This window comes from Mesorhizobium sp. Primo-A (assembly GCF_003997175.1).
Classification (GTDB): domain Bacteria; phylum Pseudomonadota; class Alphaproteobacteria; order Rhizobiales; family Rhizobiaceae; genus Mesorhizobium; species Mesorhizobium ciceri.
On record NZ_RZTG01000003.1, the window covers coordinates 413,655 to 437,340 of the forward strand.

Consider the following 23,686-nt stretch of genomic DNA (forward strand, 5'->3'; position numbering starts at 1 on the left):
GCGATCGGAGCGCAGTAAATCCATCGGGACACGGCGCAGCCAGTGCGCGGACGTCGATGATGTCAGCTCGGGCTGCCGAGCCCGGCAGCGCGCAGCGCCTGAACCAGCCGGTCGGTCAGGTCGGCCGGATATTTCCGCTCGACGAAAGTCGCCCGCGGATCGGCGGCAAATTTGGGGAACTCGGTGGTCAACTGTTTCAGCAGCGTGCTCACCAGATGGTCCTGTCCGGCAGCCTTGGCGCCGATCAGCCGTGCCGCCAGATAGTGTGATTTCGTTGCGGTCGTTCTCAGTGCCATGCTGGCCGCGACTGCCTTGTTCGTGTCGCCGAGCATGAGCTCACCGACGAACAGCCCATAGTCCCACCATGTCGGGTGTCCGCTGAAGGTCTCCGCCGCATGATCGAGGATCGGCGTTCCCTCGGCGTAGCGTCCGGCGAAGATCAGCCCGTAACCGTAAGCGGCGGCCATGCCGAGATCGTAGGGGTTGAGTTCATAGGCCTTGCGCATCCAGCGGATTGATTCGTCCGTATTGCCGAGGTGCGAACTGACATAGCCGTAGGCGCGATGCGCATAAGGGCTGGTCGGACCCATCTGCACGCCGCGATGGGCAAACTCGACGGCTGTTTCAATCGTCGCGTTGGGCGGATAGGCGTAATGATCGGACACCGCCTCGAGATGCAGGGAAGCAAGTTCCGAATAGACGAGCGAGGACTTGGTTCCACCATTGGCCAGCTTCTCGAGGCAACGATAGGCCGCCTCATGGGTCCTGGCGTTCTGGTCGAGGTAATATTTGCCGTTGAGCAGCAGGCACTGCGTCAGACCGTTTGGCGTGCCGGTCTGCTCGATATAGTTGTAGATGGTGCCGGAGGCGGGGAGTGCCGAGCTCAGCATGTCGGCAATACGGTCTTCGACCGCCGCAGGTGCGCTGTCGGCAGGGGTGAGATTGCGCGATAGAAGCACCCGTCCGGACGCCATGCTTTGCAGTTCTATCGTGATATCGCCCGCGTCCGGTCCGGGCAGGATGTCGAATATGAAGCTCGCAGCGTCGTCGGCTGGATCGTTGACGGTGTCGCGGCCGATGAAGTCGATCGTATCGAAGCCACTCAGGCCGGCGCGCAGCGATGCGGCGACACGGCTGGCGTCGGAGCCGTCAGCCTTGAGTCCGATATAGACTTGCGGCAGGGCGTCAGCCCTTGCCGACGATGTGATGCTTGCGGTTGCGCCAGCGGTCTCCGGCGTTGCCGAGATGTCGCCGCCTGCCAGCAAGGCAGTGCTGCCCTGGCGAAGGATCAGTACGCCCAGCATGGCGATGACCAGGGCGATCGCCATCCAGAAAAAGCGGAGATGGCGCGCCACCGAGGGGGCAGGCGAAGTCGGTACGGAAGTCAGAGACATCGCCTCCGGCGTGCCCGTGCCGGCTTCGTTTGACCGATCGGCGGATGCGGCGCCGTCCAGCCTGAGTTCGGGAACAGCCTCGGCAATATCCGGCAGGCGGATCGCATTCGATTCATAGGCAGGAACATAGCCGCCGCGCGGAATGGCGATGCGGACCGGTTCGGCAATTCCCTCATTGGCGAAATAGTGCTGCAGAAGCTCGCGCAGCCTGCCTGCCTGCACCCGCACCACGGCATCGGTGGACGGGTCGAAATCGCCGTCCTTGCCGAAAACATCCATGGCAATGGAAAAGCCCTTGAGCCTGTCGGCTTCGCCGGCCTGTTCACGTTCGACAAGATAGCGTAGCAGCTTGCGCGCGCGTTCGGATCGGCCGAACGTTTGGCTGGCAAGCAGTCGCTCCAGTGTCTCGCGCACTGCGGGGGCGGCAGGCGTGGCATGCTGCAAGTGTCGATCCTCTCGAAGTCGGCACAGGTTGAGGCGCGATCATATAGGTCCCGCACCACCACACAAGTATACACCCCATTATGCGATCACGTACCCACCGGATAATTCCGCGGTGGTTAACGGCCCGAAAGGTCGGAACCGATCACCAGATTGGACGGTTCCGATCTTTGTTCCCGTCGGGCGTCAGCCGGCTTTTTTGCCGACGATACGGTTGGCGGCGGACATCACTGCTTCCAGCGAGGCGGCGACGATGTTGGTGTTGATGCCTGCGCCGAACAGCTTGCCGCCGGGATATTCCATCTCGACATAGGAAATGGCCGACGCGTTCGAGCCGCGCTGCATCGAGTGCTCGGAATAGTCGAGCACCGACATCTCGACACCGAGATGACGTGACAGCGCATCGACGAAGCCGTCGATCGGGCCGGTGCCTGTGCCCGATATCGTCAGTTCCTTGCCGTTGTCGAGGATGACCGCCTCGACGACGCGCCGGCCCTTGATCTCGGTGCTGGGATAGGTGTGGTGATCGAGGAATTTCAGCCGCGCGCCGGGCTGGTCGACATAGGTCTCGAGAAAGCGCTCGTAGATGCGCCTGGCCGGCACTTCCTTGCCCTCGGCATCGGTGATCGCCTGGATTTCCTGGCTGAACTCGATCTGCAGGTTGCGCGGCAAATTGAGGCCGTAATCGGCCTGCAGCACATAGGCGATGCCGCCCTTGCCGGACTGCGAATTGATGCGGATGATGGCTTCGTAGCTGCGTCCGACATCGGCCGGGTCGATCGGCAGATAGGGCACTTCCCACAGACTCGTATTGGCCTTCTTCAGCGCCTTCATGCCCTTGTTGATGGCATCCTGGTGCGAACCGGAAAAGGCGGTGTAGACGAGTTCGCCGACATAGGGGTGGCGCTCGGGGATCTTCAACTGGTTCGAATATTCATAGACGTCCTTCATCCGGTTGATGTCCGAGCAGTCGATCAACGGATCGACACCTTGCGTGTACATGTTCAGCGCCAGCGTGACGATGTCGACATTGCCGGTGCGCTCGCCATTGCCGAACAGCGTGCCTTCGACACGGTCGGCGCCGGCCATCAGGCCGAGCTCGGTGGTGGCGATGCCGGTGCCGCGGTCATTGTGCGGATGCAGCGAGACCAGCAGGTTCTCCCGGTTGTCGAGGTTGCGGCACATCCACTCGATGCGATCGGCATAGATGTTGGGTGTCGACATCTCGACCGTCGAGGGCAGGTTGATGATCAGCTTGTTGTCAGCGGTCGGCCTGACGATCTCGGTGACGGCGTTGCAGATCTCCAGCGCAACTTCCAGCTCGGTGCCGGTAAAGCTTTCCGGCGAATACTCGAAACGAAAGCCTCCGCCGGCCTTGGCCGCCATGTCGGTGATCATCTTGGCGGCGTCGGTGGCGATCCGCTTGATGCCGCCGACGTCCTTCTCGAAGACGACGCGACGCTGCAATTCGCTGGTCGAATTGTAGAAATGGACGATCGGGTTGGTGGCGCCCTTCAGCGCCTCGAAGGTGCGGGTGATCAGCTCCGGCCGGCACTGCACCAGCACCTGCAGCGAGACATCGGCGGGTACGTTGCCTTCCTCGATGCACCAGCGGGCAAAGTCGAAATCGGTCTGCGATGCCGACGGGAAGCCGATCTCGATCTCCTTGAAGCCCATGTCGAGCAGCAGGCCGAACATGCGTGCCTTGCGCTCATGGCCCATAGGATCGATCAGCGCCTGGTTTCCGTCGCGCAGGTCGACCGAGCACCAGATCGGCGCCTTGTCGATAACCTTCGAGGGCCAGGTGCGATCGGTGAGACCGACGGTCGGATAGGGCTGATATTTGCGAGCCGCGTCGGGCATGCCTTTGGCCGAATCCGTGTCGGCTACCGCGGCATCGGAGCGGATCTCTTCTCGTGCGTTCATCGTCGTTTCTCCCGGCGGCTCATGGATCCACCTTCAGGTGGATTGATGGCGAGCGGCGCCTTTACCAGAATTTCGTTCGCTTGATGTGATTGCCAAGGAGCATGCGCTTGCGCGGCGGTTCGACCGCCGGGCGCTCCTTCAGCGAACCCGGCGATCGCCGATAAGGCCGAGAAGAAGCAGGGTCGAAGCCAGCGCGCGCACGGTCTCGCCGGAAAAACCGGTCGGACGGGAAGCGTTGCTGGCGCGCGTGTTCATGGCGGTTCTCTTACAGGAGCGGCTTGTGGGAGGCAAGTGGGCCGCGGGCCGTGTCGTAAGCACATGAGTTGTCCGGATTAGCACGTGAGTTGTCCGGTTTCATAGCCAGCGAATGGAGGCTGGGGATGAAGCGGGCCGCAGGCCGTGCAGGACAACGAATCCGGGTTAACGGGCTTCTTCGGAGCCTTTGCCGGCGCGTTGGCCGACGAAGCGTCAAACGAAAAACCCGCCTGTGCGGCGGGTCACTGGCGCAAATCAGCACCATGGATGAAAATGTACCTTAGCTGAGGGCAGGGAGTCAAGAAAAAATTCCTATCATTAAAAACTTTCGGCACAAAGGCTGCCAACACCGCCGAACTGACTGCCGCCGCCAGGCCTTTGTTCAGCTGAGTTCGGCAGGCCGTGTCGTAAGCAGTCGTCCGGATTAGGCAGCAGATGAGTTGTCCGATTTGTCTGTCGGCTGGTTGAGACGGGCGGCACCCCGACGCGCGTGCTCTTCCCCAGGCGCGGCAAATGCGCCAGACTTGGGCGACGGGTTGCGATGTCCAGTCGCCGGGAGGGGTCGTCCATGAATTTCGTGTTCTTCTCGCCGCATTTTCCCGCCAATGGCGCGGATTTCTGCGACCGTTTGAAGAAGGCCGGGGCCAGGCTGCTCGGTATCGGCGACGCGCCCTATGACGCGCTCGACGCCAAGCTGAAGGCGGCGCTCAGCGAGTACTACCGTGTCGCCGACATGGAGGACTATGATCCGGTGTTCCGGGCAATGGGGCATTTCATCCACAAGTGGGGCCGCATCGACCGCTTTGAATCGCTCAACGAACACTGGCTGGAGCTGGAAGCCAACATCCGCACCGATTTCAACATCTACGGCACCAAGCTCGATTTCGTGAAGAACCTGAAGCGCAAGAGCCGCATGCGTGCCTTCTTCCGCAAGAGCGGCGTCGACACCATCGCGCAGCGCAAATGTTCCGACCGCGCCGGGGCCATGACCTTCATCCGGCGCGTTGGCTATCCGGTGGTGGTCAAGCCCGACAGCGGTTCCGGCGCATCGAACACCTTCAAGATCTCCAACGCCAAGGAGCTCGACCAGTTCTTCCGGGACAAGCCCGAGGACGTGACCTTCGTCATGGAGCAGTTCATCGAGGGGCTGGTGGTGACCTATGACGGGCTGGTCAACCGCGACGGCGAGGTGGTGCTGGCGGCCAGCCACCGCTACGACCAGAGCGTCATGGAGGTGGTCAACAAGGACCGCCACATGAGCTATACCTGCTTTCCCAGAATCAACCCGGCGGTCGAGGAGGCCGGTCGAAAGATCCTGAAAGCATTCGACGTGCGTGAACGCTTCTTCCACATCGAGCTGTTCGAGACCAAGGACGACCGTGTCATCGCGCTGGAGGTCAACATGCGCCCGCCCGGCGCCTGGATGACCGATGCGATCAACTATACGTTCGACATCGATGTCTATGCGGCGTGGGCCGACATGGTGGTCAGGGATGCCGCCGGCGGCCCTTACGAGGGCAAATATTTCACCGCCTATGCCAGCCGCAAGCGACGCCTCCACTATTTGCACAGCCATGAGGACGTGCTAGCCGCGCACCGCGACAAGATCGTCCACCATCAGGCCATCGAAGAGGTTTTCAGCCGCGCCATGGGAAATTACGCCTACCAGATGCGCTCGAAAGACGAAGCAGCGCTGCGCGAAGCGGTCGCGTACATCCACGCGGAAAAGGCGTGAGGCGATGGACATTTCCTATCATAAGAATTTCTCGAGCCAACTCGGCCGCGACATGGAATACAAGCGCTACGGCCATGCCGGCCGGCCGGTGGTGGTGTTTCCGACCTCGCAGGGCCGGTTCTACCAGTTCGAGGATTCCGGCGGGGTGGGCGCACTGGCCGAATTCATCGACACCGGCCGCATCCAGCTGTTCACGGTCGACGGCGTCGATTCGGAATCCTTCTTCGACAAGCATGCCGACGCGGCCCATCGCATTGCCCGCCACGAGGCCTATTTCCGCTATGTGCGCGAGGAAGCGCTGCCGGACTTCCTGTCCACGGCCGAGCAGGCCAATGGCGGGCGCAAGCTGAAGCCGCTGTTCTCGGGCTGTTCGATGGGCGGCTATCACTCCTCGAACTTCGTCTTCCGCTTTCCCGAACTCGCCAGCGGCGTCATCGCGCTGTCGGGCGTCTATTCGGCGCGCGATTTTTTCGGCAGGGCGCTCGAGGGCGATATCTTCTACAACTCGCCGCTCGACTATCTGCCCGGCATCGTCGATCCCAAACTGCTGGCCCGGCTGAAGACGCTCAGGCTGATCTTCTGCTGCGGGCAGGGCGCCTGGGAAGAGCGGATGCTGGTCGAGACGCGCAGGTTGGAACAGATCCTGCGCGACAAATCCATTCCCGCCTGGGTCGATTACTGGGGCGGCGATGTCAGCCACGACTGGCCGTGGTGGCACAAGCAACTGGTCTATTTCTTCGGCCGTTGGCTGGATGACGACCTGATGCACAGGCTGGATTGATAGGGAGGCCCGTCCGCTGACGGCTACCCTTCCTGGCATGCCGGCAGGGCGGTTTCGCGCTCCGAAGCCGATACGCGACGCAGGCCAAGGAAGACGACAAGGGCGGTGACGACGGTGATCGCCGCCAACACGATCAGCAGCCTGTCGAACGCCGTCTCGTAGGCCTGGACCAGAACAATGGCTCCGGCTTGGGGCAAATGTTGTGCTGCTTCGCCGAGATTGCCGGTCACCAGCAACTGGGCTGCCGCCGCTGCGTCCGTCGAAGATGCCATTCCTTATGCGGCGAGCTGCGCGGCGGCAAAGCCGGAAAGCGTCGCCATGACGATCGCCAGCGCCACACCCTCGCAGGCGACGCGGGTGGTGTTGAAGATGCCGACCGCCATGCCGGCGCGCTCCCTTGGCACGACGCTGACCGCAAGCCCGTCCATCAATCCCCAGGGCAGAGCGATGCCGACGCCGATCAGCATCAGCGGCGCCATCAGCGCACTATCGACCGGTGGTGTCAGGCTCAGCCAGACAAGCCCGGCGGCAGCGACGAGCAGGCCGACACCGCAGATGGTGGCCGGTGCGATCCAGCGCGCCAGCTGGCCGGCGAGCATCGGCAGGATCAGCAGCGGACCTGAGAGGCAGATCATCAATTGCCCGGCCTTGATCTCGTTCATCCCTTCGATGCCGATGAAACGGATCGGCAACAGGACGAGCAGGACGACGAAGGCGTAAGCGGGTGCCGCAGCCAGGAACTGGACGCCGACGAAGCGGGGGTAGGCAAACAGCGTGAGATCGAGCATCGGCCGTTGTGCTTGCCGCTCGACAACGACGAAGGCGACAAAACAGATGATAGAAGCGGCCAGAAGCGTGACGACGAGGGGATCAGCCCAGCCGCTCTGCGGCGCCTGGAGCACGCCATAGGTCAGCGACGCCAGCGCGATCGTGAAGGTGCCGGCTCCCGCCCAGTCGAGGCCCGTCGCATCCGGGTCGCGCGATTCCCTGATGGTGCGCAGGCCGAGCATGGCGGCGGCAATCGCGAGTGCCGCAACCAGAAGAAAGATCGACCGCCAGCCGAATGCGGAGATAAGCAGGCCCGACGCGATCGGGCCGAAGGCGAGGCCGATGCCGAAACTGGTGCCGAGGAAGCTGAAGGCGCGCAGCCGCAATGGCCCTTCGAATTCCTGGGCGAGTGCCGAGGCGCCGCCAGCGAAGGCGGCCGCACTGCCGATCCCCTGCACGGCCCGGAAGATGTCGAACCAGATGATGTCCGGCGCCAGCATCGCGCCCAGTGATGCCAGGATATAGAGGGAGAGGCCGACGAGGAAGAGGCGCTTGCGGCCGTGGTTGTCGGCCAGGGCGCCCGACGCCATCAGGGTGGCGCCGAAGGTCAGCATGAAGGCGTTGGTCACCCAGTTGAGCTCGATGGGACTGCCGCCGAGATCGGCCGCGATGCGCGACAGAGCGACGGCCGGACCGGTGAAGGTCAATGGCATCGTCATCGCGGCAAGGCACACGGACAAGAGCACGAGCCATCTCTCGGCAGAGCCGGTTGTGGTCCTGGAAGTCATGGATTTTCCTATCTGAAACAGCACTCGCCGGTGGGCCGCGCGATTGCGGAGCCGGTCGTGATGACAAGATAGGTCGTCGGCATTTCAGGAAGAATAGTGTTATATCTCCTGGTATATCGGACTGAAACGCTCGAATGGAATGACACGATGGATCGTCTCAACGGGCTCCTGGCCTTTGCCCGCACCGCCGAATTCGGCAATTTCGTCGCTGCCGGACGGGCGCTTGGCATCTCGGCTTCCGCTGTCGGCAAAAGTGTCGCCCGGCTCGAGCAGGAACTCGGCGTGCGGCTCCTGCAGCGCAGCACGCGGCGCATTGGCCTGACGGAAGAGGGCAAGCTGTTCAACGAGCGGGTGCGCCGCATCCTCGACGACATCGACGATGCCGAGGCGATGCTGTCGCGGACACGGGAAACACCGCGTGGGCGGCTGCGCATATCCACCCCGATCGTCACCTATCATCTGTTGCTGCCGGTGTTGTCGGAGTTCATGGCCCGCTATCCCGAGATCGAACTCGACATCGATTTCAACGACCGGATCGTCGACGTCATCGACGAGGGCATCGATGTCGCGATCCGCAGCGGCGAGCTGCCTGATTCGCGCCTCGTGTCGAGACCCGTTGCGCCCTTCCGCATGCTGCTGTGCGCGGCGCCCTCCTACCTCGAGCGCCATGGCACACCCGGCGAGCCGGCGGATCTCATCAGGCATTTCGGCATAAACTTCCGCTTCCTCAACAGCGGCAGGCTGCTGGAGTGGCCGTTCATAACCGGAAGCGCTGAACCGCAGATCCGCTCGATGCTGACCTGCAACAACATGGAAGCATTGAAGGGCGCCACGATCGCCGGCCTCGGCATCGCCTGCATGCCGGATTTCCTGGTGCGTGAGGCGCTGCACGAAGACAGGCTGCGTACCGTTCTCGACGGTCATGTCGACGGCCGTGGCCAGTTCCGGATGCTGTGGCCTTCCAACCGCCATTTGTCGCCGAAGGTGCGCGTGTTCGTCGATTTCCTTCCCGATCGCCTTGCGGCGCGCTAGGCGTTCATCGCATAATATGACAGTGATAGTCATGTTTGTGTGGAAGCGCTTGAGCGGCTGTGGCATGCCGCTGACCGCGGGGGCGCTGCGGCGCTTGCCCCGAACTGTTGCATAGGACTTGAATGATGGACCAATTGAGCGCGCAAACCCGGATCAGCGACGCGGCGATCAGGTCGGTGATGGACCGGCTGCGCGCCGAGCACAGCGAATTCGAGATCGACACCGGCGTCGCCGACCAATGGGAGCTTCGCCTCTATTATGGTTCGTTGAGCGCCACGCTCGATGATGAAAGCGTACTGATCCGCGTCGCGGCGTCCGACGAAACCTGCCTGTCCTACATGAAGATGACGGTTGCCGGCCATGTCGCCGAACATCTCGGCACGACCAGGGGCATTCATTGGCAAGGCGACGGCGTTGACGCCGGCACGCCGGTCTTCTTCCGCGAGATCACGGTGATGTCGTCGACGCGGATTTCGGCGCATATGCAGCGTCTGCGCTTCGCCGGCAAGGATCTCGGCCGGTTCAGCCATGGCGGCCTGCACATGCGGCTGCTGCTGCCGCCGGCTGGCCGCCAGCCGCTCTGGCCGACGATGGGCGCCGACGGCCTGATTGTCTGGCCTTCGGGCGACGATGCTCTTGCCGTGCGGGTCTACACGATCCGGGCGCTGGATGCCGCAAGCGGCTGGCTCGATGTCGATTTCGTGCTGCACCCCGGCCAGGAGACGCCCGCCGCCAGCTTCGCGCAAAATGCACGGGCGGGAGATGTCATCGGCATGATCGGACCCGGTGGCGGCGACGCTCCGGTGGCGCAGACCTTGCTTCTGCTCGGCGACGACACAGCACTTCCCGCCATAGGCAGGATTCTGGAAGATCTGCCGCCGTCAACACGCGCTGAGGCGCTGATCGAGATCGATGGGCCGGACGACCGGATGGCGCTGGCGCAAGGGGATAATATCGACATCACCTGGCTTTACCGGCACGGCCGCGAGGCCGGCACCGCGGGCCTGTTGTCCGCCGCCTTGCGCGAGCGCAAGCACATGGCGCTTGCCGACGGCCTGTACGTCTGGGTCGGTTGCGAATTTGGCGATTTCCGGGAGATCCGCAAGATCGTGCGCAAACAGTGGGGCCTGCCGCGCGACCGCCACCTGGTTACGGCCTACTGGCGCCGGGACGCGCACAGCGTGGGCGAGGGCGGCGAGGACTAGCCGCTGCCTATTGCCTGACGCTTCTCGCCACCAGCCGCGCGACGCTCGGGCCGATCAGCAGCACGATCAGGAAGCGTGCTGATTGCAGCGCCATGACGAAAGAGATGTCGACGTTCTGCGCTGCTGCAGCGATGATGGCGATGCTGTCCATGCCGCCGGGGCTGGTCGCCAGATAGGCGGTCAGCGGATCGATGCCCAGGAGATGGCTGATCATGAAGGCAAGGCCGCCGCAAAAGGCGATCAAGGCCACGATCGAGGCGATGATCTGCGGCAAGGCGCGCGCCGCATGGCGCAGGATCGCCCTTGTGAAGTTCAGGCCGATCGACCAGCCGACCATGGCGTAGCTGACGGCCAGCAGCCATTGCGGCAATTGCATTTCCACGCCCAAGCCGAGATGGACGACGGTGCCGAAGATGAAGGTGCCGAGGAAGAAGGGCGAGGGCAGTCGGCACAACTTTCCCGCCAGGCCGCCTACGACCGCGATGCCGATGGTGGCGGCGAAGGCTTGGGCATCGATCGGCGGAAACCAGACGATGGCGGGGATTTCGACCTCAGACGTGTCGACCCACATCTTGGCAACGAGTGCCGCCGTCATCGAGACGAAGATGACGCGCAGATATTGCATGAAAGCGACGAGCCGCTGATCGGCGCCGAAGGCACCCGCCATCAGCACCATGGCGGTGGCCGCACCCGGCGACGAGCCCCAGACGGCGGTGGTGCCGGGCAGGATGCGCCAGCGGCTGATCAGCCAGCCGAGCAGGCTGGAGGCTGTGACGGTGGCCACCACGACGCCGAGAAACAGCGGCCATTCCTGGGTGAAGACCGGAAAGATGTCGGCCGAGATCGACGCCGCGACGAGGCAGCCGACGATCGCCTGGGCGGCGCCGAACAGAAGACGCGGCACGCGCACCGTGGCGCCATTGGTGCCGGCGACGATGGCGGCCAGCATCGGCCCGATCAGCAGCGCCGCCGGCAGGGCGGCGAGTTCCAGCGCGCCGGCAAACAGCAAGGAAACAACCAGCAGGGCAAGCCACTGCCAGAGCTTGCGCATCCGCGCCATGCGCTCGAGTGTGGGCAGGTCCGGGGAGGGCTGCTCGGCCGAGGAATCCATGTTTCGCTCTTAGACCCGCAGGGCGAAAAATGCGAACCGCGATTCACAGAAAAATGATTGTTTCACCCGCCCAGGTGTCGAGTAACAGGTCTCACAAGCCGGCGTTGAACCGTTGCTCGATCTCATTGCGACCCATGCGGTCGAAATCGTCGGGGACGGAAAACTGGCCGGCCATAAAACCGACCCGTCGCGCCTGCAGCGTCGGCTGTTCGATCGGCACGATTCTGGCCAACGGCTTGCCGGCTTTGGCAATAACAAACGACTCGCCTTGGGCTGCACGTCTCACAAGGCGCGACAGATGAGCTTTCGCATCGCGAATGTTTACTGTCTGCGTCAAAGATTGCTCCTCAAAATTGGCATCGAACTCACCCCGTCTTGCTGTCGGCTAGGCCGAAGCCGCCGACGGGGTGGGTCTCGACCTGGAATTCGAAGCCGGCGATGAACGGCCGCGCCTTGGCGATCGCTGCCTGGACTTCGGGAAGCTGCAGCGAGGCCTTGTGGCTTTCGGCGTCGGTCCACACTTCGGTGACCCAGATCGCGTCGGCATCGGCGGGATCGCGCGCGATGATATAGCTCAGGCAGCCCGACAGGGCGCCGGTGCTGGCGCGCAGGAGGTCCATGACCGCGTCGCGCTGGCCGCGCGACGCCCGCATCTTGCCGATCAGTCCGTACATTCCGTTGTCTCCTTTGAGGTTTTCGACAAGAGCGTGCAGATCGCCAGTATGGCGATAGCCGTTCAAGGCATCAACTGGCCGCCATTCACCTCGATCACCTGGCCGGTGATGTAGCCGCTGAGAAGGTCGGAAGAGAGGAACAGATAGGCGCCGACGCAATCCTGCGCCGTGCCGGCGCGTCCCTGCGGAATGGTGGCGACCATGCCCTTGATCTGCTCGTCGGTCGAATAGCGCTCGTGGAACGGGGTGAGAATGGTGCCGGGCGCCACCGCGTTGACGCGGATGCCGAAGCCGATCAGCTCCTTTGCCATGCCGCGCGTCACATTGGAGACGAAAGCCTTGGCAGAGCCGTAAAGCCCGGCGCCGCCGCCGGCACCATTGCGGGCGGCGATCGAGGAGGTGTTGACGATGAAGCCGCCCTGTTTCTTCAGCCACGGGATCGCCTTGCGCGAAGCAGTCAGCACCGAACGGGCGTTGAGGTCCATCACCGCATCGTAATGCGCCTCGGTCTGCTCGGCATAGGGGATGCGGCCGAGCATGCCGCCGGCATTGTTGACCAGCCCGTCGAGGCGGCCGAAATATTGCGCACTGTCCTCGACGACGCGCTCGACATCGGCGGCAACGGAGAAATCGCCCTGGACGAGAAACACCTCGCCGCCCTTGTCGGCAATCGTCAGGCCGAGCTTCTCGGCGGCGTCGCGGCTCGAGTTATAATGCAGCGCCACCTTGCATTTCTGCGCTGCATAGGCCAGCGCGAGCGCCGCCCCGATGCCGGTCGATGCACCGGTAACCAGCACTGCCTTGCCGGCAAGATCGGGTATGCTGAGTGTGGTGGCTGGCACGGTTCTTCCTCCGGGATGTCTGCCTGCCCTTCGTAGGCCCTTGCCACCCCGGTGTTCAAGCCTTGGAGCAATTCAAGGAAAAGTGTGAGCGCTTTCCCCGGGGGATTTGCGTCAAACAAACCGCTCTACGGACGCAGATAGGCGTAACCCTGGCCTTGCAGTTCGGCGAGTTTGACGACGCCGCCCTTGTCGGCGGCATGAAATCCGGCGAGCAGGTCGGGGAGTGTGATGTCCATGCCGTGCATGGTGTTGGCGCAGGCGTGGGGTTCCAATCCCTGCTGCACCAGGCCGGCGAAGCGCCCGGAAATCGCGGCCGATATGCCTTTCGACTTGAAGGCCGCGAGCGCGGGACCATGCACGACCAGCACGATGTCGACCTTGCCGCCGGTGCCTTCATAATGGTTCTTGATGTTGCCGAGCACGAAATTGACCTTGTCGGTGTCGCTCAAGTGGTAGGCGACTTTTTGCCTTGTGGGCTCGGTGGCGGCTGCCTGTGCTGCCCGCAGACCGAGAAGCGTTCCGGTTCCGGCAAGAACCGTGCGGAACATGTCGCGCCGGCGCATGGCATCCTCCTCCGCTTGGCGGCTGACCGCGAATTGCGTGACTCCAGCCGCAATACTAGCATAAATTGCCGTTGCGTCCTTTCGATGCGGAGGAGAGGTCACATGGCGTTGAAGGAATGGGCGTTTGGGTTGGGGGAATGGAAGACGGTTGCCGGCGCCGGGTTTTGCGCCGTGCTGCTCGGCGCGCTTGCCGGATCGGCCTCCGCCGACGATGCGCTGAAGCTTACCGAACTCAGTCCGAACGGCGCTGATGCCTGTTTCGGCCGCGTCTATGATGGGGCGCATCTCAAGGCGCACCCGAAGCAGAAGGTGGCGCGGATCTTCTTCTACTACGGCCATGATCCGGTCAGCCGGCCGAACGAGGAACCGACCGGGAATTCCGACACGTCCTACAATGCCTTCATCGCCACCACCGTGCGCGGCGCCAAGTCGCCTGAATGGGCCGGCGGCTGGTGCAATCATGCTTCCGAGGACGGCAAGACGGGCCCGGTCCATTGCGGCATGGAATGCGACCGGACGCTTGCGTCGCTGAAGGTCGATGACAAGGGTCGGCTGTTCCTCTCGGATCTGCAGCCCGACATCTATCTCGATGCCGGATCAGAAGAGGAGCTTGGCGCAGCGGAATATGACAGGCGGGCGCTCGGCTCGGAGGATGACAATTTCCGCCTCGACCCGATGCCGGCAGCGACCTGCCAGGCGGAGTTCGCGCGCATCGACCCAGTCGCCGCTGCGCTCGGAGCTCCGCTACGCGAGCGGCTGAAGCCGGACCAGGCGTTCTGCTATGGGCGCGACTACGATGCAGCGCATCTCGGCTCGCACCCCGATCAACTCACCCAGTCGATCCGGGTTTTCCGCGGCAAGGTAGAACTGGCGTCCTTCGCCTCGGGCGGTGACACCGCCAATTGGCCAGACGGCGCCGACATTGCCGTTACCGTCACCACACGGCAGAAATCGGCCAAGGTGACGCAGACCTATTCCTGCCAGGGCGAAGCCGACCAGTGGCGCTGCGCGGCCAGCACGAAGATGAGCAATTTCTCCTGCGACATCGCGCAGAAGGAGATTTTCCTCAAGCGTGGCGCCAACGGCACGATGATGCTGGCCAACCCAAACAGCGCGCTTGCAATCGTCGACCTGTGTTCGAAGGCGGACGCCGGAAAGACGAAATCCGACGACAAGGTCTATCGGCTGCAGCCGATGCCGCAATCGGCCTGCTCGCCTTGAGCTTCAATGGAGGGCGCGAATGGATAAGGCAAAAGTCTTTTGGTCTGGCGGATCGCAAGCAGTACGCATGCCGAAGAAATACCGTTTCGATACCGGCGAGATTTCAATCCTTCGCGAGGGCCGAGCGGTCGTTCTCGAACCGCTTGCGCAGGATTGGGTCTGGCTCGACAGTTTGACCGGGCCACTTGACGACGATTTTGTTGAGGCAGCTTTGGAAGGCCGATAGAGACTGGCGGCGCAGACCATAGGATCCATGCGTGACATCTGAGCGCTGCTGCGGTGCAGAATTCTGTTCCGCTGCACTCTACGGACAAGGTCGCGGCATGGATCTTCGGGTCTCCGCGACGGAGCTTCGCTCCTGCTTCGCCCGTGGATGACGAAGTCGAGAAGCTTCGGTTAATTTTCCCAAGTCGCTACAGGAAATCGCCTCAGGCAAACGGCACGGCGGTTGTGCCCTTCGGCAGCTTGGCCTCGTCGTCGGGCTCGACGTGGATGGTGACGCGCACCGAGGGGATTTCGGCCTTCAGCGCGTCCTCGATGCGGTCGCAGATGACATGGCTGGCGCCGACCGACATGTCTGCGTCGACGACCAGATGAAACTCGATGAAGGTGGCGCGGCCGGCGATGCGCGTCTTGAGGTCGTGCACTTCAAGCGCGCCCTTGCAGTTGGCCGAGATGACGTCGCGGATGCGCATGTGCTCCTGGGTGTCGACGGCGCGGTCCATCAGCCCGTTCATCGACGAGCCGATGACATGCCAGCCCTGCCACAGAATGTTCAGCGCCACGAGGACGGCAAGTGCGGGGTCGAGGATCTGCCAGCCGGTCAGGATCGCCCCGACCAGGCCGCCGAAGACCCCGATCGAGGTCACCACGTCGGTCATGATGTGGTTGCCGTCGGCGACCAGTGCCGGTGATTTCTCCGCCCTGCCGGCGCGGATCAGCGTCCAGGCCCAGAAGGCGTTGATAATCGTGGCAACGCCGTTGACCGCAAGACCTTCCCAAGGCTGTTCCAAGGGTGACGGAGTCTGCCAGGAGCGCCAGACCTCGTTGAGGATCAATAGCGCGGCAAGCACGATCAACACGCCTTCCAGCACTGCCGAGAAATACTCGGCCTTGTGATGGCCGAAGGGATGATCCTGGTCGGCCGGCTTGTGGCTGATCTGGATCGCCCAGAAGGCGGCGACCGAGGCGATGACGTTGACGATCGATTCCAGTGCGTCCGAATAGAGTGCGACTGAGCCGGTGACGTACCAGGCGGCAGCTTTCAGCGCGAGCACGACAAAGGCGACGATAATCGACCAGAAGGCGAGGTTCGCGACCTTGCGCTTCGCGGCCGCCTTGGCCGCGATCGCCATCGTGTTCTCGGCTTCGGCCATGATCGTCAGGCGGCCTTTTCCTTGGCCTTGCGCGGCAGGTGGGCGACGATGTTCTCGATGATGCGCATGCCGGCATTGTGCCCGAGCGTCATGATCGATTCCGGGTGGAATTGCACTGCGGCGATCGGCTCCTTGCGGTGCTCGAAGGCCATGATGACGCCGTCCTCGGTCTCGGCCGTGACGATGAAATCGTCGGGCAGCCGCACCGGATCGGCAAAGATCGAGTGGTAGCGGCCGACGGTGACTTCCTTGGGCAGGCCGGAGAAGATGATGCCGGGCTTGGAGACGCGGATGCGCGACGGCTTGCCGTGCATCGGTATGTGCAGCTGCCGCAGTTCGCCGCCATAGGCCTCGGCCAATGCCTGCAGGCCAAGGCAGACGCCGAAGATCGGCAGTTCGCGGGCGCGCGCCTTCTTGATGGTTGCGGCGCAATCGAAGTCCTTCGGCGTGCCGGGGCCGGGCGACAGCACGACGAGGTCGGGTTTCAGCCGGTCGAAGACTTCCTCATGCACCGGCGAGCGAACGGTCGAGACGTTGGCGCCGGTCTGGCGAAAATAATTGGCCAGCGTGTGGACGAAACTGTCCTCGTGGTCGACCAGCAGGATGTTGACGCCGTCGCCGACGCGCGCGGTGGTGCGCTCGGTGCTGGCGGAATTGCCTGTCTTGGCGTCGCGGATGGCGGAGAGCATGGCGGATGCCTTCAGTTCGGTTTCGGCTTCTTCTTCCTCGGGAATTCTGTCGAACAGCAATGTGGCGCCGGCGCGCACTTCGGCAATGCCGTCCTTGATACGGATGGTGCGGAGCGTCAGGCCGGTGTTCATGTCGCCGTTGAAATTGACCATGCCGATCGCGCCGCCATACCAGGCGCGCGGGCTCTTCTCGTTCTGCTCGATAAAGCGCATGGCCCATAGCTTCGGCGCGCCGGTGACGGTGACCGCCCAGGCATGCGACAGGAAGGCATCGAAGGCATCCATGCCTTCGCGCAGCCTGCCTTCGATGTGGTCGACCGTATGGATCAGGCGCGAATACATCTCGATCTGGCGCCGGCCGATAACGCGCACCGAACCCGGCTCGCAGACCCGCGACTTGTCGTTGCGGTCGACGTCCGAGCACATGGTCAGCTCGGATTCGTCTTTCTTCGAGTTGAGCAGTTTCAGGATCTGCTCTGAGTCGGAAATTGCGTCGTCGCCGCGCTTGATGGTGCCCGAGATCGGGCAGGTCTCGACGCGGCGGCCGTTGACGCGCACGAACATTTCGGGCGAGGCGCCGATCAGATATTCACCTTCGCCCAGATTGATGAAGAAGGAATAGGGCGACGGATTGATGGCCTTCAGCTTGCGCGAAATCTCGGACGGCTGCGTCTCGCAGCGCTCGTAGAACATCTGGCCCGGCACGACCTCGAACAGGTCGCCGCGCTTGAACGAATCCATCGCCTTGCGCACCAGGTCGGCGTATTCTCCGGGTTCATGGTCGCCGCGCGGCGGGATGCGGTCGGGGCTCTTGAACGGCTCGGAGATTTCGTCGCGCGGCAGCCATTCGGTCGAAAAACCCTCGCCGGCATAGTCGTAGCGGTCGGTCCATGCCTTGGCCGAATAATGGTCGACGACCAGGATCTCGTCAGGCAGGAACAGCACCAGGTCGCGCTGGCTTGGCTTGCGTTCGAGCTTGTAGTCTACCGGGTCGAACTGGAAGGCGAGATCGTAGCCGAAAGCGCCGTAGAGACCTAGATTGGCGTCTTCCTCGGTCTTGAACAGAGCGGTGATGGCGCGCAGCACCGTGAACACCGAAGGAACGCGGCTGCGCTCTTCTTCCGTGAAGACACGGCCGGGCTTGGCGACGTCGAGACGGATGAGCCTTTTCGATGTCTCGGCGATGGTGATATCGGCCAGGCTACCCAGCGCCTTGCCGATGACCGGCAACAACACCTCGCCACGGCCGTTGAGGGCCTCGACACGCATGGCGCGGCCGCGCGCGGAGATAACCAGAGGCGGGTCGATGATGGCGGTGTCCCAGCGCGTGTAGCGGCCGGGATATTCATAGTTTGAGGAAAACACCGCGCCGCGGCGCGAATTCAGGCCGTCGACGTAAGCGTCGATCGCGCCCGCATACGGCCGGTCGTGGCGCGCGCGGGTGATGGTGATGCCACCCGCGGTCACGAAACTTTCCGCGCCGTTTTCCAGAACCTTCATCGTCATTGCCGTCTCCATCAGCTTCTTGGGGCAACGGACCCGGGAATGGCTTGGAAAAAACAAATGGCCGCCCGGACTTTCCGTTGCGGCCACCCTCTCTATTCACGCGCACGTGTTCGAACAGGCCGCTGTCAGCAGGCCCACCACCAAATGGTCTTGATCGAACGCATATTCATGGCGAAATCCATAGCTGCGAAAAGAAGGATGCGCAACAGGTTTGAAAGTCTGTTCGTTGGCCGCCGCTTCTCAGGCTCATGGCACATCGCCAGAGCCGACAGTGCCGCTTAGAGTGCTCATCCAACAGCAGGAAGACGGGAAAATAACCATGACCGAGCAGATCGAGCGTGCGCGGACGTTTCATTCCCTCCACGTCAAGGGCAACCCGGTCGTCCTCTACAATGCCTGGGATCCGGGTTCGGCCAAGATCATCGAGAAAGCGGGTGCCAAGGCGATCGCCACCGGAAGCTGGCCGGTCGCGGCCGCGTTCGGCTACGCCGATGGCGAGAAAATCCCGCTGGAACTGGCGCTCGACAACATCAAGCGCATCGTCGGGTCGGTCGACCTGCCGGTGACCATGGACCTCGAGGGCGGCTACGGCGTTGACCCGGAAATCGTCGCTCGCACGGTGACGTTGGCGCTGCGGGCCGGCGCTATCGGTTTCAATTTCGAGGATCAGATTGTCGGTGGCAGCGGCCTGCATGACATTTCCGTGCAGGCAAAGCGCATCGAAGCCGCGGCGGCGGCCGTCAAGGCTTCCGGCATACCGGCATTCATCAACGCTCGAACCGACATCTTCCTCAAGGCGAAACCGGATGCGCATGATGACCTTCTGCTCGACCAGGCCATCGAGCGCGCACAGGCCTTCGAAAAAGCCGGCGCGCACGGCTTCTTTGCGCCGGGCCTTGGCGACGAAGGCCTGATCGAGACGCTCTGCAAGGCAATTGCGTTGCCGGTCAACATCATTGCGCTGGCGCATGTGCCGCCGCGCCAGCGGCTGGCGGAACTGGGTGTCGCCCGCATCAGTCACGGCCCGGTGCCTTACCGGCAGATGGCGGAATGGCTGGAGGCGAAAGCGCGACTGGCTATTTCGGGCTAAGTCAGTCCTCCAGCGTTCCCGACCGGGCATCAGTGCTCTTCCTGTCGCCGACCAGCTTCAGAAGATCTTCGCCGGCGCGGATGATGCGGCGCGAGCGGCGGGTCAGGATGATGCCGTCCTGCGGCGCGAACACTTCGGTGCGGCCATCGGTTTCACCCGGTGCATGGACGATGGTGGCGAGGCGCGCGCCCTTGGCGACGCGGTCGCCGGGCTTCACGTCGTAGAGCACGGCACCGGCCCGTGGCGCCGGCATCATGTCGATGTTTTCCAATGGCGCCACGAAGCCGGTGAAAGGACCCGGCGCGGGCAGGGCGCTGTCGGCGATCACGCCGCGCGCCACCAGCAGCCGGTAGAGGCCGTCGGCGTCGGCGGCGGCCAAAGCACCATCGACATCGAGGATGCCGCGATATTCGACGGTGGTGGCGACGCGACGGTCGAGCTTGGCCACATCGGCGGGGACGTTCTGATAGGGCATGATCGAGGCGCCCTCGAAGGTGCCGTCGGTGTCTTCGCTCCACAGCACGACCGCGTCGACGCCCATGGCCGCGGCGCAATCGGCCATATCAGGCCACAGGCTTGTGTGGACGTAGAGATAGGCGAGGCCCTCGTCATCGCAGTGCAGGTCGAGCACGATGTCGTGGCCGAGCGAGAGCTGCACCAGCCGCGTCTTCAGCCGCTGGTCGACGCTGCCAAGGGTGGTGTCGGGCAAGAGCGCTGTGTCGGGCGCCGCGAGCAGCGGAAAGCCGCGGTTGAAATTGGTGCGCGTGCCGAGATGGAAGCGGCCCTGATGCTCGCCGAAATGATATTGCGCCCGGCCGATCGGATTGGCCCAGGGCACGATGGTGAGATTGCCCTTGATGCGGCCTTCGGCTTCAGCCTTGTTGAGCATCGGCATCAGCGCGTCGATGGCGACGACACCCGGCAACTCGCCGGCATGGAGTGCCGCCTGCAGATAGGCCGAAGGAGCAGCCTTGTCGGAACCAGTGAAGCGGAACAGCGGGAATTCGTAGGAAACCCCTTCGCTTTCGCCGGCGATGCGTTCGATCGATTTCTGCATGACTTCCTCCATCAGGAGCGAGAGACATGCGATTTGAAGGCGCCGATGTCGATTGGTCCAGCCTGCCGCGCTATGGGCGCAAGAGACTATTCAGCCGGAAGCGGGATGACCGGCGCGCGCCGGTCCAGCGCCTGCGACAGCACAGCGGCGGTGACCGCCAAAACAGCGAGTGCTGCGCCGACCAGCGGCAAATTGGCATAGGAAACACCGGCGGACAGGGCCACGCCGCCTATCCAGGCGCCGCTGGCATTGCCGATATTGAAGGCGCCCTGGTTCAGCGTGGCGGCGAGGTTCGGTCCCTCGGAGGCCGCCTCGACGACCCGGATCTGCAACGGCGGCACGACGACGAAGATGAGCAGGCCCCACAGGAAGACGATGCCGATGGCAACGCTGGCGATTGCGCCGAACTGCCTGAATCCAACGAAAAGCAGGGCCATCAGCAGCAGGGTGCCGATCACTGTCGGCATCAGTTTCCAGTCGGCCAGTCTGCCGCCGATAATGTTGCCGATGGTCATGCCCGCGCCGAACAGCAGCAGAACCCACGTGACTGCCGAGGTCGACAAGCCCGATACCTCGGTGAGGTAGGGTTTGATGTAGGTGAAGACGGTGAACAGGCTTGCGGAGGTCAGCGCCGCGATCAGCATGGCCAGCCAGACCTGCAGCTTGCCCAGCACGCGCAGCTCGCCGCGCAGGCCGCCACCGCTTGGCTCGGCGACATCGGACGGCACCAACCAGGCGATCGCTGCCACCGAGATCAGGCCGATACCGACCACGGCAACGAAGGTGGAGCGCCAGCCGAACGCTTCGCCAAGTGCGGTTCCGGCGGGAACACCCAGGATGTTGGACAGCGTCAGCCCGGCGAACATCAGCGCGATAGCGCTGGCGCGCTTGTTGCGCGGCACCAGGCTGGCGGCAACGACCGAGCCGATGCCGAAGAAGGCGCCGTGGCCGAAAGCGGTGAAGACACGCGCGGCCATCAGCGTCCAGTAGTTGGGCGAGATGGCGCAAAACAGATTGCCGACGACGAACAGCACGGCCAGCCCGACCAGCACCGGCTTGCGCGGCAAATGCGCAGTGGCCATGGCGACGATCGGGGCGCCGAAGACGACGCCCAGCGCATATCCGGTAACCAGCAGGCCCGCCGCGGGGATCGACACGCCGAGGTCGGCGGCGACCTCAGGCAGCAAGCCCATGATGACGAATTCGGTGGTGCCGATGCAGAAGGACGCAATGGCAAGCGCAAGGATCGGCAAGGGCATGGTGCGTCCAGACTGAATCGGTTCAATTCCAGACTGCGCGAAGCACGCCACCGTGCGCAAGCTGCATTGCTGCATTGCAGCGATGCAGAAAAGGAAGAGCTTTAAAATGGGTCTTCAACGGGCTGTCACGCCAGCGGCTTCAGCTCCTGGGCAATGGTGGGCAGCAACTCCGAAACATTGGGATGGATGTGCACGGCACGCGCCAGCGTGTCGACGGGCGCCTTGGCGTACATCAGGTCGAGCACACAATGGATAGCCTCGTCGCCGCCGGGGCCGAGCACCGAGCAGCCGAGGATCTCCCTGGTGTCGGCATCGACCAGGATTTTCATGAAACCCTGCGTCTCGCCCTTTTCGATAGCGCGGCCGACGCGGGTCATCGGCCGCTGGCCGACCAGCGCGCGACGGCCGGATTTCTTCACTGCGGCCTCGGTCATGCCGCAGCGGCCAAGCGGCGGGTCGATGTAGAGCGCATAGGCTTCGATCCGGTCGCTGACCCTCCGCGGATCGTTGTCGAGCAAATTGGCGGCGACGATCTCGTAGTCGTTGTAGGAGGTGTGGGTGAAGGCGCCCCTGCCGTTGCAGTCGCCCATCGCCCAGATGCCGGGCACGCTGGTGCGCAGCTGGTCGTCGACGGTGACAAAACCGCGCTTGTCGACCTCGACGCCGGCCCTTTCCAGGCCGAGATCGTCGGTGTTGGGCGTGCGCCCCAGCGCCAGCAGCACATGCGAGCCGACCGCCGGTGGCTTGCCGGCGGAGAAGGTCACGGCGATGTCGTCACCCTGTCTGGCGAAGGCAATGTCGTCGGCGCCGACATGGACCGCGATGCCTTCGTTTTCGAGGATCGACAGGATGGCGGCGGAGACATCCTCGTCCTCGCGGCCGGTCAGGCGCGGGCTCTTCTCGACGACGGTGACTTCCGCGCCGAAGCGGCGGAACATCTGAGCGAATTCGAGCGAGATGTAGCTGCCGCCGACGACGACGAGATGGCGCGGCAGCACGTCGAGATCCATCATCGACGAGTTGGTCAGATAGTCGATGTCGTGGATGCCGGGAAGGTCGGGCACCGAGGCGCGGCCGCCGGTGTTGAGGAAGATCTTTTCGGCGGTCAGCAGATCGTCGCCGACGCGCACCGTGTTGGCGGATTCGAAACGCGCATGGCCGCGATAGAGGGTGCACTTGTCCATGCCGGCAATCCAGGTCTCGAGATTGCCGCGAGCGTCGTTTGTGACCTTGTCCTTGCGCGCCTTGATCACCTTGTAATCCACGCCGACCGGCCCGGAGAGCGTCACGCCATAGTCGGCGGCGCGGCGCGCCAGATGCGCGGCATAGGCGCTGGCGACCATGGTCTTGGTCGGCATGCAGCCGGTGTTGACGCAGGTGCCGCCGACCAGCTTGCGCTCGATCAGCGCGACGCTCATGCCGGCGGCCGTCAGCCGCCCGGCCAGCGGAGGGCCAGCCTGTCCGGCACCGATGATGATGGCGTCGAAGATTTTCGTCGTCATGCCACCGCCGCTACGATCAGCAGGCCGCCGATGATCGCCACCGCGTCCTCGATAAAGGCGGCGGGCGGATCCTTGCCGAAGGCGGCCGCGAGCCGGCCGCGAGCTTCGGCGCCGCCAAGCGTGCCGATGACAGCGCCGATGGCGCCCGCGATCAGGCCGCCGATGGTGGCGCCACCGGTGGCGCCGATCACCGCGCCGGTGAAAGCGCCCGTAACGATGCGGGCGCCGAATTGCTGGGGTACTTTACGGCTCGGCGTCGACGGCAACTGGTCGGTGACCAGCTCGACGATGGCCAGGATGGTGAAGATGCCGACAGCCGCCCAATGGCTCATGAAGCTCGCCCAAGTGCCGGCAACCGTCAGCCAGCCGAGATAAGCGCCCCAGGCAATGGCGGCCGGCGCCGTCATGGCGCGAAGACCGGCAATGACGCCGATCAGAAGTGCGAGAATGTAGAGCATGGTCGATCCCCCT

The 23,686-nt window shown here is 63.5% G+C and carries 20 protein-coding genes and 1 pseudogene; 7 read left to right on the forward strand and 14 right to left on the reverse strand.

What is annotated here, in order from left to right:
* Positions 1–62 precede the first annotated feature (62 nt).
* Both EOC83_RS07450 and leuA read right to left on the reverse strand, forming a co-directional pair.
* Positions 63–1,838 carry a hypothetical protein gene (locus EOC83_RS07450; RefSeq protein WP_063168867.1) on the reverse strand — a complete coding sequence of 592 codons (1,776 nt, stop codon included), beginning with the start codon at positions 1,836–1,838 and terminating at the stop codon, positions 63–65.
* 183 nt (positions 1,839–2,021) lie between these two features.
* Positions 2,022–3,761 carry a 2-isopropylmalate synthase gene (gene leuA / locus EOC83_RS07455; protein ID WP_032899463.1) on the reverse strand — a complete coding sequence of 580 codons (1,740 nt, stop codon included), beginning with the start codon at positions 3,759–3,761 and terminating at the stop codon, positions 2,022–2,024.
* An 823-nt stretch (positions 3,762–4,584) separates the two neighbouring features.
* Here leuA and EOC83_RS07465 point away from each other — a divergent pair.
* Complete coding sequence (locus EOC83_RS07465; protein ID WP_063168866.1) at positions 4,585–5,751, forward strand: ATP-grasp domain-containing protein; 1,167 nt, start codon at positions 4,585–4,587, stop codon at positions 5,749–5,751.
* 4 nt (positions 5,752–5,755) lie between these two features.
* Positions 5,756–6,532, forward strand: coding sequence for an esterase family protein (locus EOC83_RS07470; protein ID WP_063168865.1), 777 nt, complete (start codon positions 5,756–5,758; stop codon positions 6,530–6,532).
* A 23-nt stretch (positions 6,533–6,555) separates the two neighbouring features.
* Here EOC83_RS07470 and EOC83_RS07475 read toward each other — a convergent pair.
* Positions 6,556–8,088, reverse strand: a pseudogene (locus EOC83_RS07475) (MFS transporter).
* Positions 8,089–8,235: 147 nt separating this feature from the next.
* Here EOC83_RS07475 and EOC83_RS07480 point away from each other — a divergent pair.
* Complete coding sequence (locus tag EOC83_RS07480) at positions 8,236–9,120, forward strand: LysR family transcriptional regulator (RefSeq protein ID WP_013529929.1); 885 nt, start codon at positions 8,236–8,238, stop codon at positions 9,118–9,120.
* Between the two features lie 125 nt (positions 9,121–9,245).
* On the forward strand, positions 9,246–10,325 hold the full coding sequence (locus tag EOC83_RS07485) for a siderophore-interacting protein (protein WP_063170323.1): 1,080 nt from the start codon (positions 9,246–9,248) through the stop codon (positions 10,323–10,325).
* Positions 10,326–10,332: 7 nt separating this feature from the next.
* Here the strand turns inward: EOC83_RS07485 and EOC83_RS07490 are convergent, their stop codons facing one another.
* The 5 genes from EOC83_RS07490 to EOC83_RS07510 all read right to left on the reverse strand — a co-directional run bounded on the left by EOC83_RS07490 (position 10,333) and on the right by EOC83_RS07510 (position 13,515).
* Positions 10,333–11,436 (reverse strand): AbrB family transcriptional regulator, encoded by a 1,104-nt coding sequence (locus EOC83_RS07490; RefSeq protein WP_063168864.1) that lies wholly within the window; start codon positions 11,434–11,436, stop codon positions 10,333–10,335.
* Positions 11,437–11,527: 91 nt separating this feature from the next.
* The gene (locus tag EOC83_RS07495) at positions 11,528–11,773 is read right to left on the reverse strand and encodes a type II toxin-antitoxin system Phd/YefM family antitoxin (protein WP_013529932.1); all 246 of its coding nucleotides are present in this window, start codon (positions 11,771–11,773) and stop codon (positions 11,528–11,530) included.
* A gap of 28 nt (positions 11,774–11,801) precedes the next feature.
* Positions 11,802–12,110 carry a putative quinol monooxygenase gene (locus tag EOC83_RS07500; RefSeq protein WP_063168863.1) on the reverse strand — a complete coding sequence of 103 codons (309 nt, stop codon included), beginning with the start codon at positions 12,108–12,110 and terminating at the stop codon, positions 11,802–11,804.
* Positions 12,111–12,172: 62 nt separating this feature from the next.
* The gene (locus EOC83_RS07505; protein ID WP_013529934.1) at positions 12,173–12,952 is read right to left on the reverse strand and encodes an SDR family oxidoreductase; all 780 of its coding nucleotides are present in this window, start codon (positions 12,950–12,952) and stop codon (positions 12,173–12,175) included.
* Between the two features lie 125 nt (positions 12,953–13,077).
* Complete coding sequence (locus tag EOC83_RS07510; protein WP_013529935.1) at positions 13,078–13,515, reverse strand: DsrE family protein; 438 nt, start codon at positions 13,513–13,515, stop codon at positions 13,078–13,080.
* Positions 13,516–13,617: 102 nt separating this feature from the next.
* Here EOC83_RS07510 and EOC83_RS07515 point away from each other — a divergent pair, with 102 nt between their 5' ends.
* Positions 13,618–14,736, forward strand: a complete 1,119-nt coding sequence (locus EOC83_RS07515) for a hypothetical protein (protein WP_013529936.1) — start codon at positions 13,618–13,620, stop codon at positions 14,734–14,736.
* Between the two features lie 19 nt (positions 14,737–14,755).
* A complete protein-coding gene (locus tag EOC83_RS07520) occupies positions 14,756–14,962 on the forward strand; it encodes an AbrB/MazE/SpoVT family DNA-binding domain-containing protein (protein ID WP_013529937.1) in 207 nt (68 codons plus the stop codon).
* A gap of 202 nt (positions 14,963–15,164) precedes the next feature.
* On the opposite strand, the gene EOC83_RS07525 is transcribed toward EOC83_RS07520, so the two are convergent.
* Both EOC83_RS07525 and EOC83_RS07530 read right to left on the reverse strand, forming a co-directional pair.
* Entirely contained in the window at positions 15,165–16,112 is a 948-nt protein-coding gene (locus EOC83_RS07525) for a cation diffusion facilitator family transporter (RefSeq protein ID WP_013529938.1), read from the reverse strand.
* A gap of 5 nt (positions 16,113–16,117) precedes the next feature.
* Complete coding sequence (locus EOC83_RS07530) at positions 16,118–18,307, reverse strand: anthranilate synthase (protein WP_127325924.1); 2,190 nt, start codon at positions 18,305–18,307, stop codon at positions 16,118–16,120.
* Positions 18,308–18,626: 319 nt separating this feature from the next.
* On the opposite strand from EOC83_RS07530, the gene EOC83_RS07535 reads away from it, so the two are divergent.
* Entirely contained in the window at positions 18,627–19,397 is a 771-nt protein-coding gene (locus EOC83_RS07535) for an isocitrate lyase/phosphoenolpyruvate mutase family protein (protein WP_013529940.1), read from the forward strand.
* 1 nt (position 19,398) lies between these two features.
* On the opposite strand, the gene EOC83_RS07540 is transcribed toward EOC83_RS07535, so the two are convergent.
* The 4 genes from EOC83_RS07540 to EOC83_RS07555 form a co-directional block, all read right to left on the reverse strand.
* Complete coding sequence (locus tag EOC83_RS07540; protein WP_063168862.1) at positions 19,399–20,454, reverse strand: succinylglutamate desuccinylase/aspartoacylase family protein; 1,056 nt, start codon at positions 20,452–20,454, stop codon at positions 19,399–19,401.
* 86 nt (positions 20,455–20,540) lie between these two features.
* Positions 20,541–21,713, reverse strand: coding sequence for an MFS transporter (locus tag EOC83_RS07545; RefSeq protein WP_063168861.1), 1,173 nt, complete (start codon positions 21,711–21,713; stop codon positions 20,541–20,543).
* A gap of 125 nt (positions 21,714–21,838) precedes the next feature.
* Entirely contained in the window at positions 21,839–23,215 is a 1,377-nt protein-coding gene (locus EOC83_RS07550) for an FAD-containing oxidoreductase (protein WP_063168860.1), read from the reverse strand.
* Complete coding sequence (locus EOC83_RS07555) at positions 23,212–23,673, reverse strand: membrane protein (protein ID WP_013529944.1); 462 nt, start codon at positions 23,671–23,673, stop codon at positions 23,212–23,214. The genes EOC83_RS07550 and EOC83_RS07555 overlap by 4 nt, the downstream gene beginning before the upstream one ends.
* Positions 23,674–23,686 lie beyond the last annotated feature (13 nt).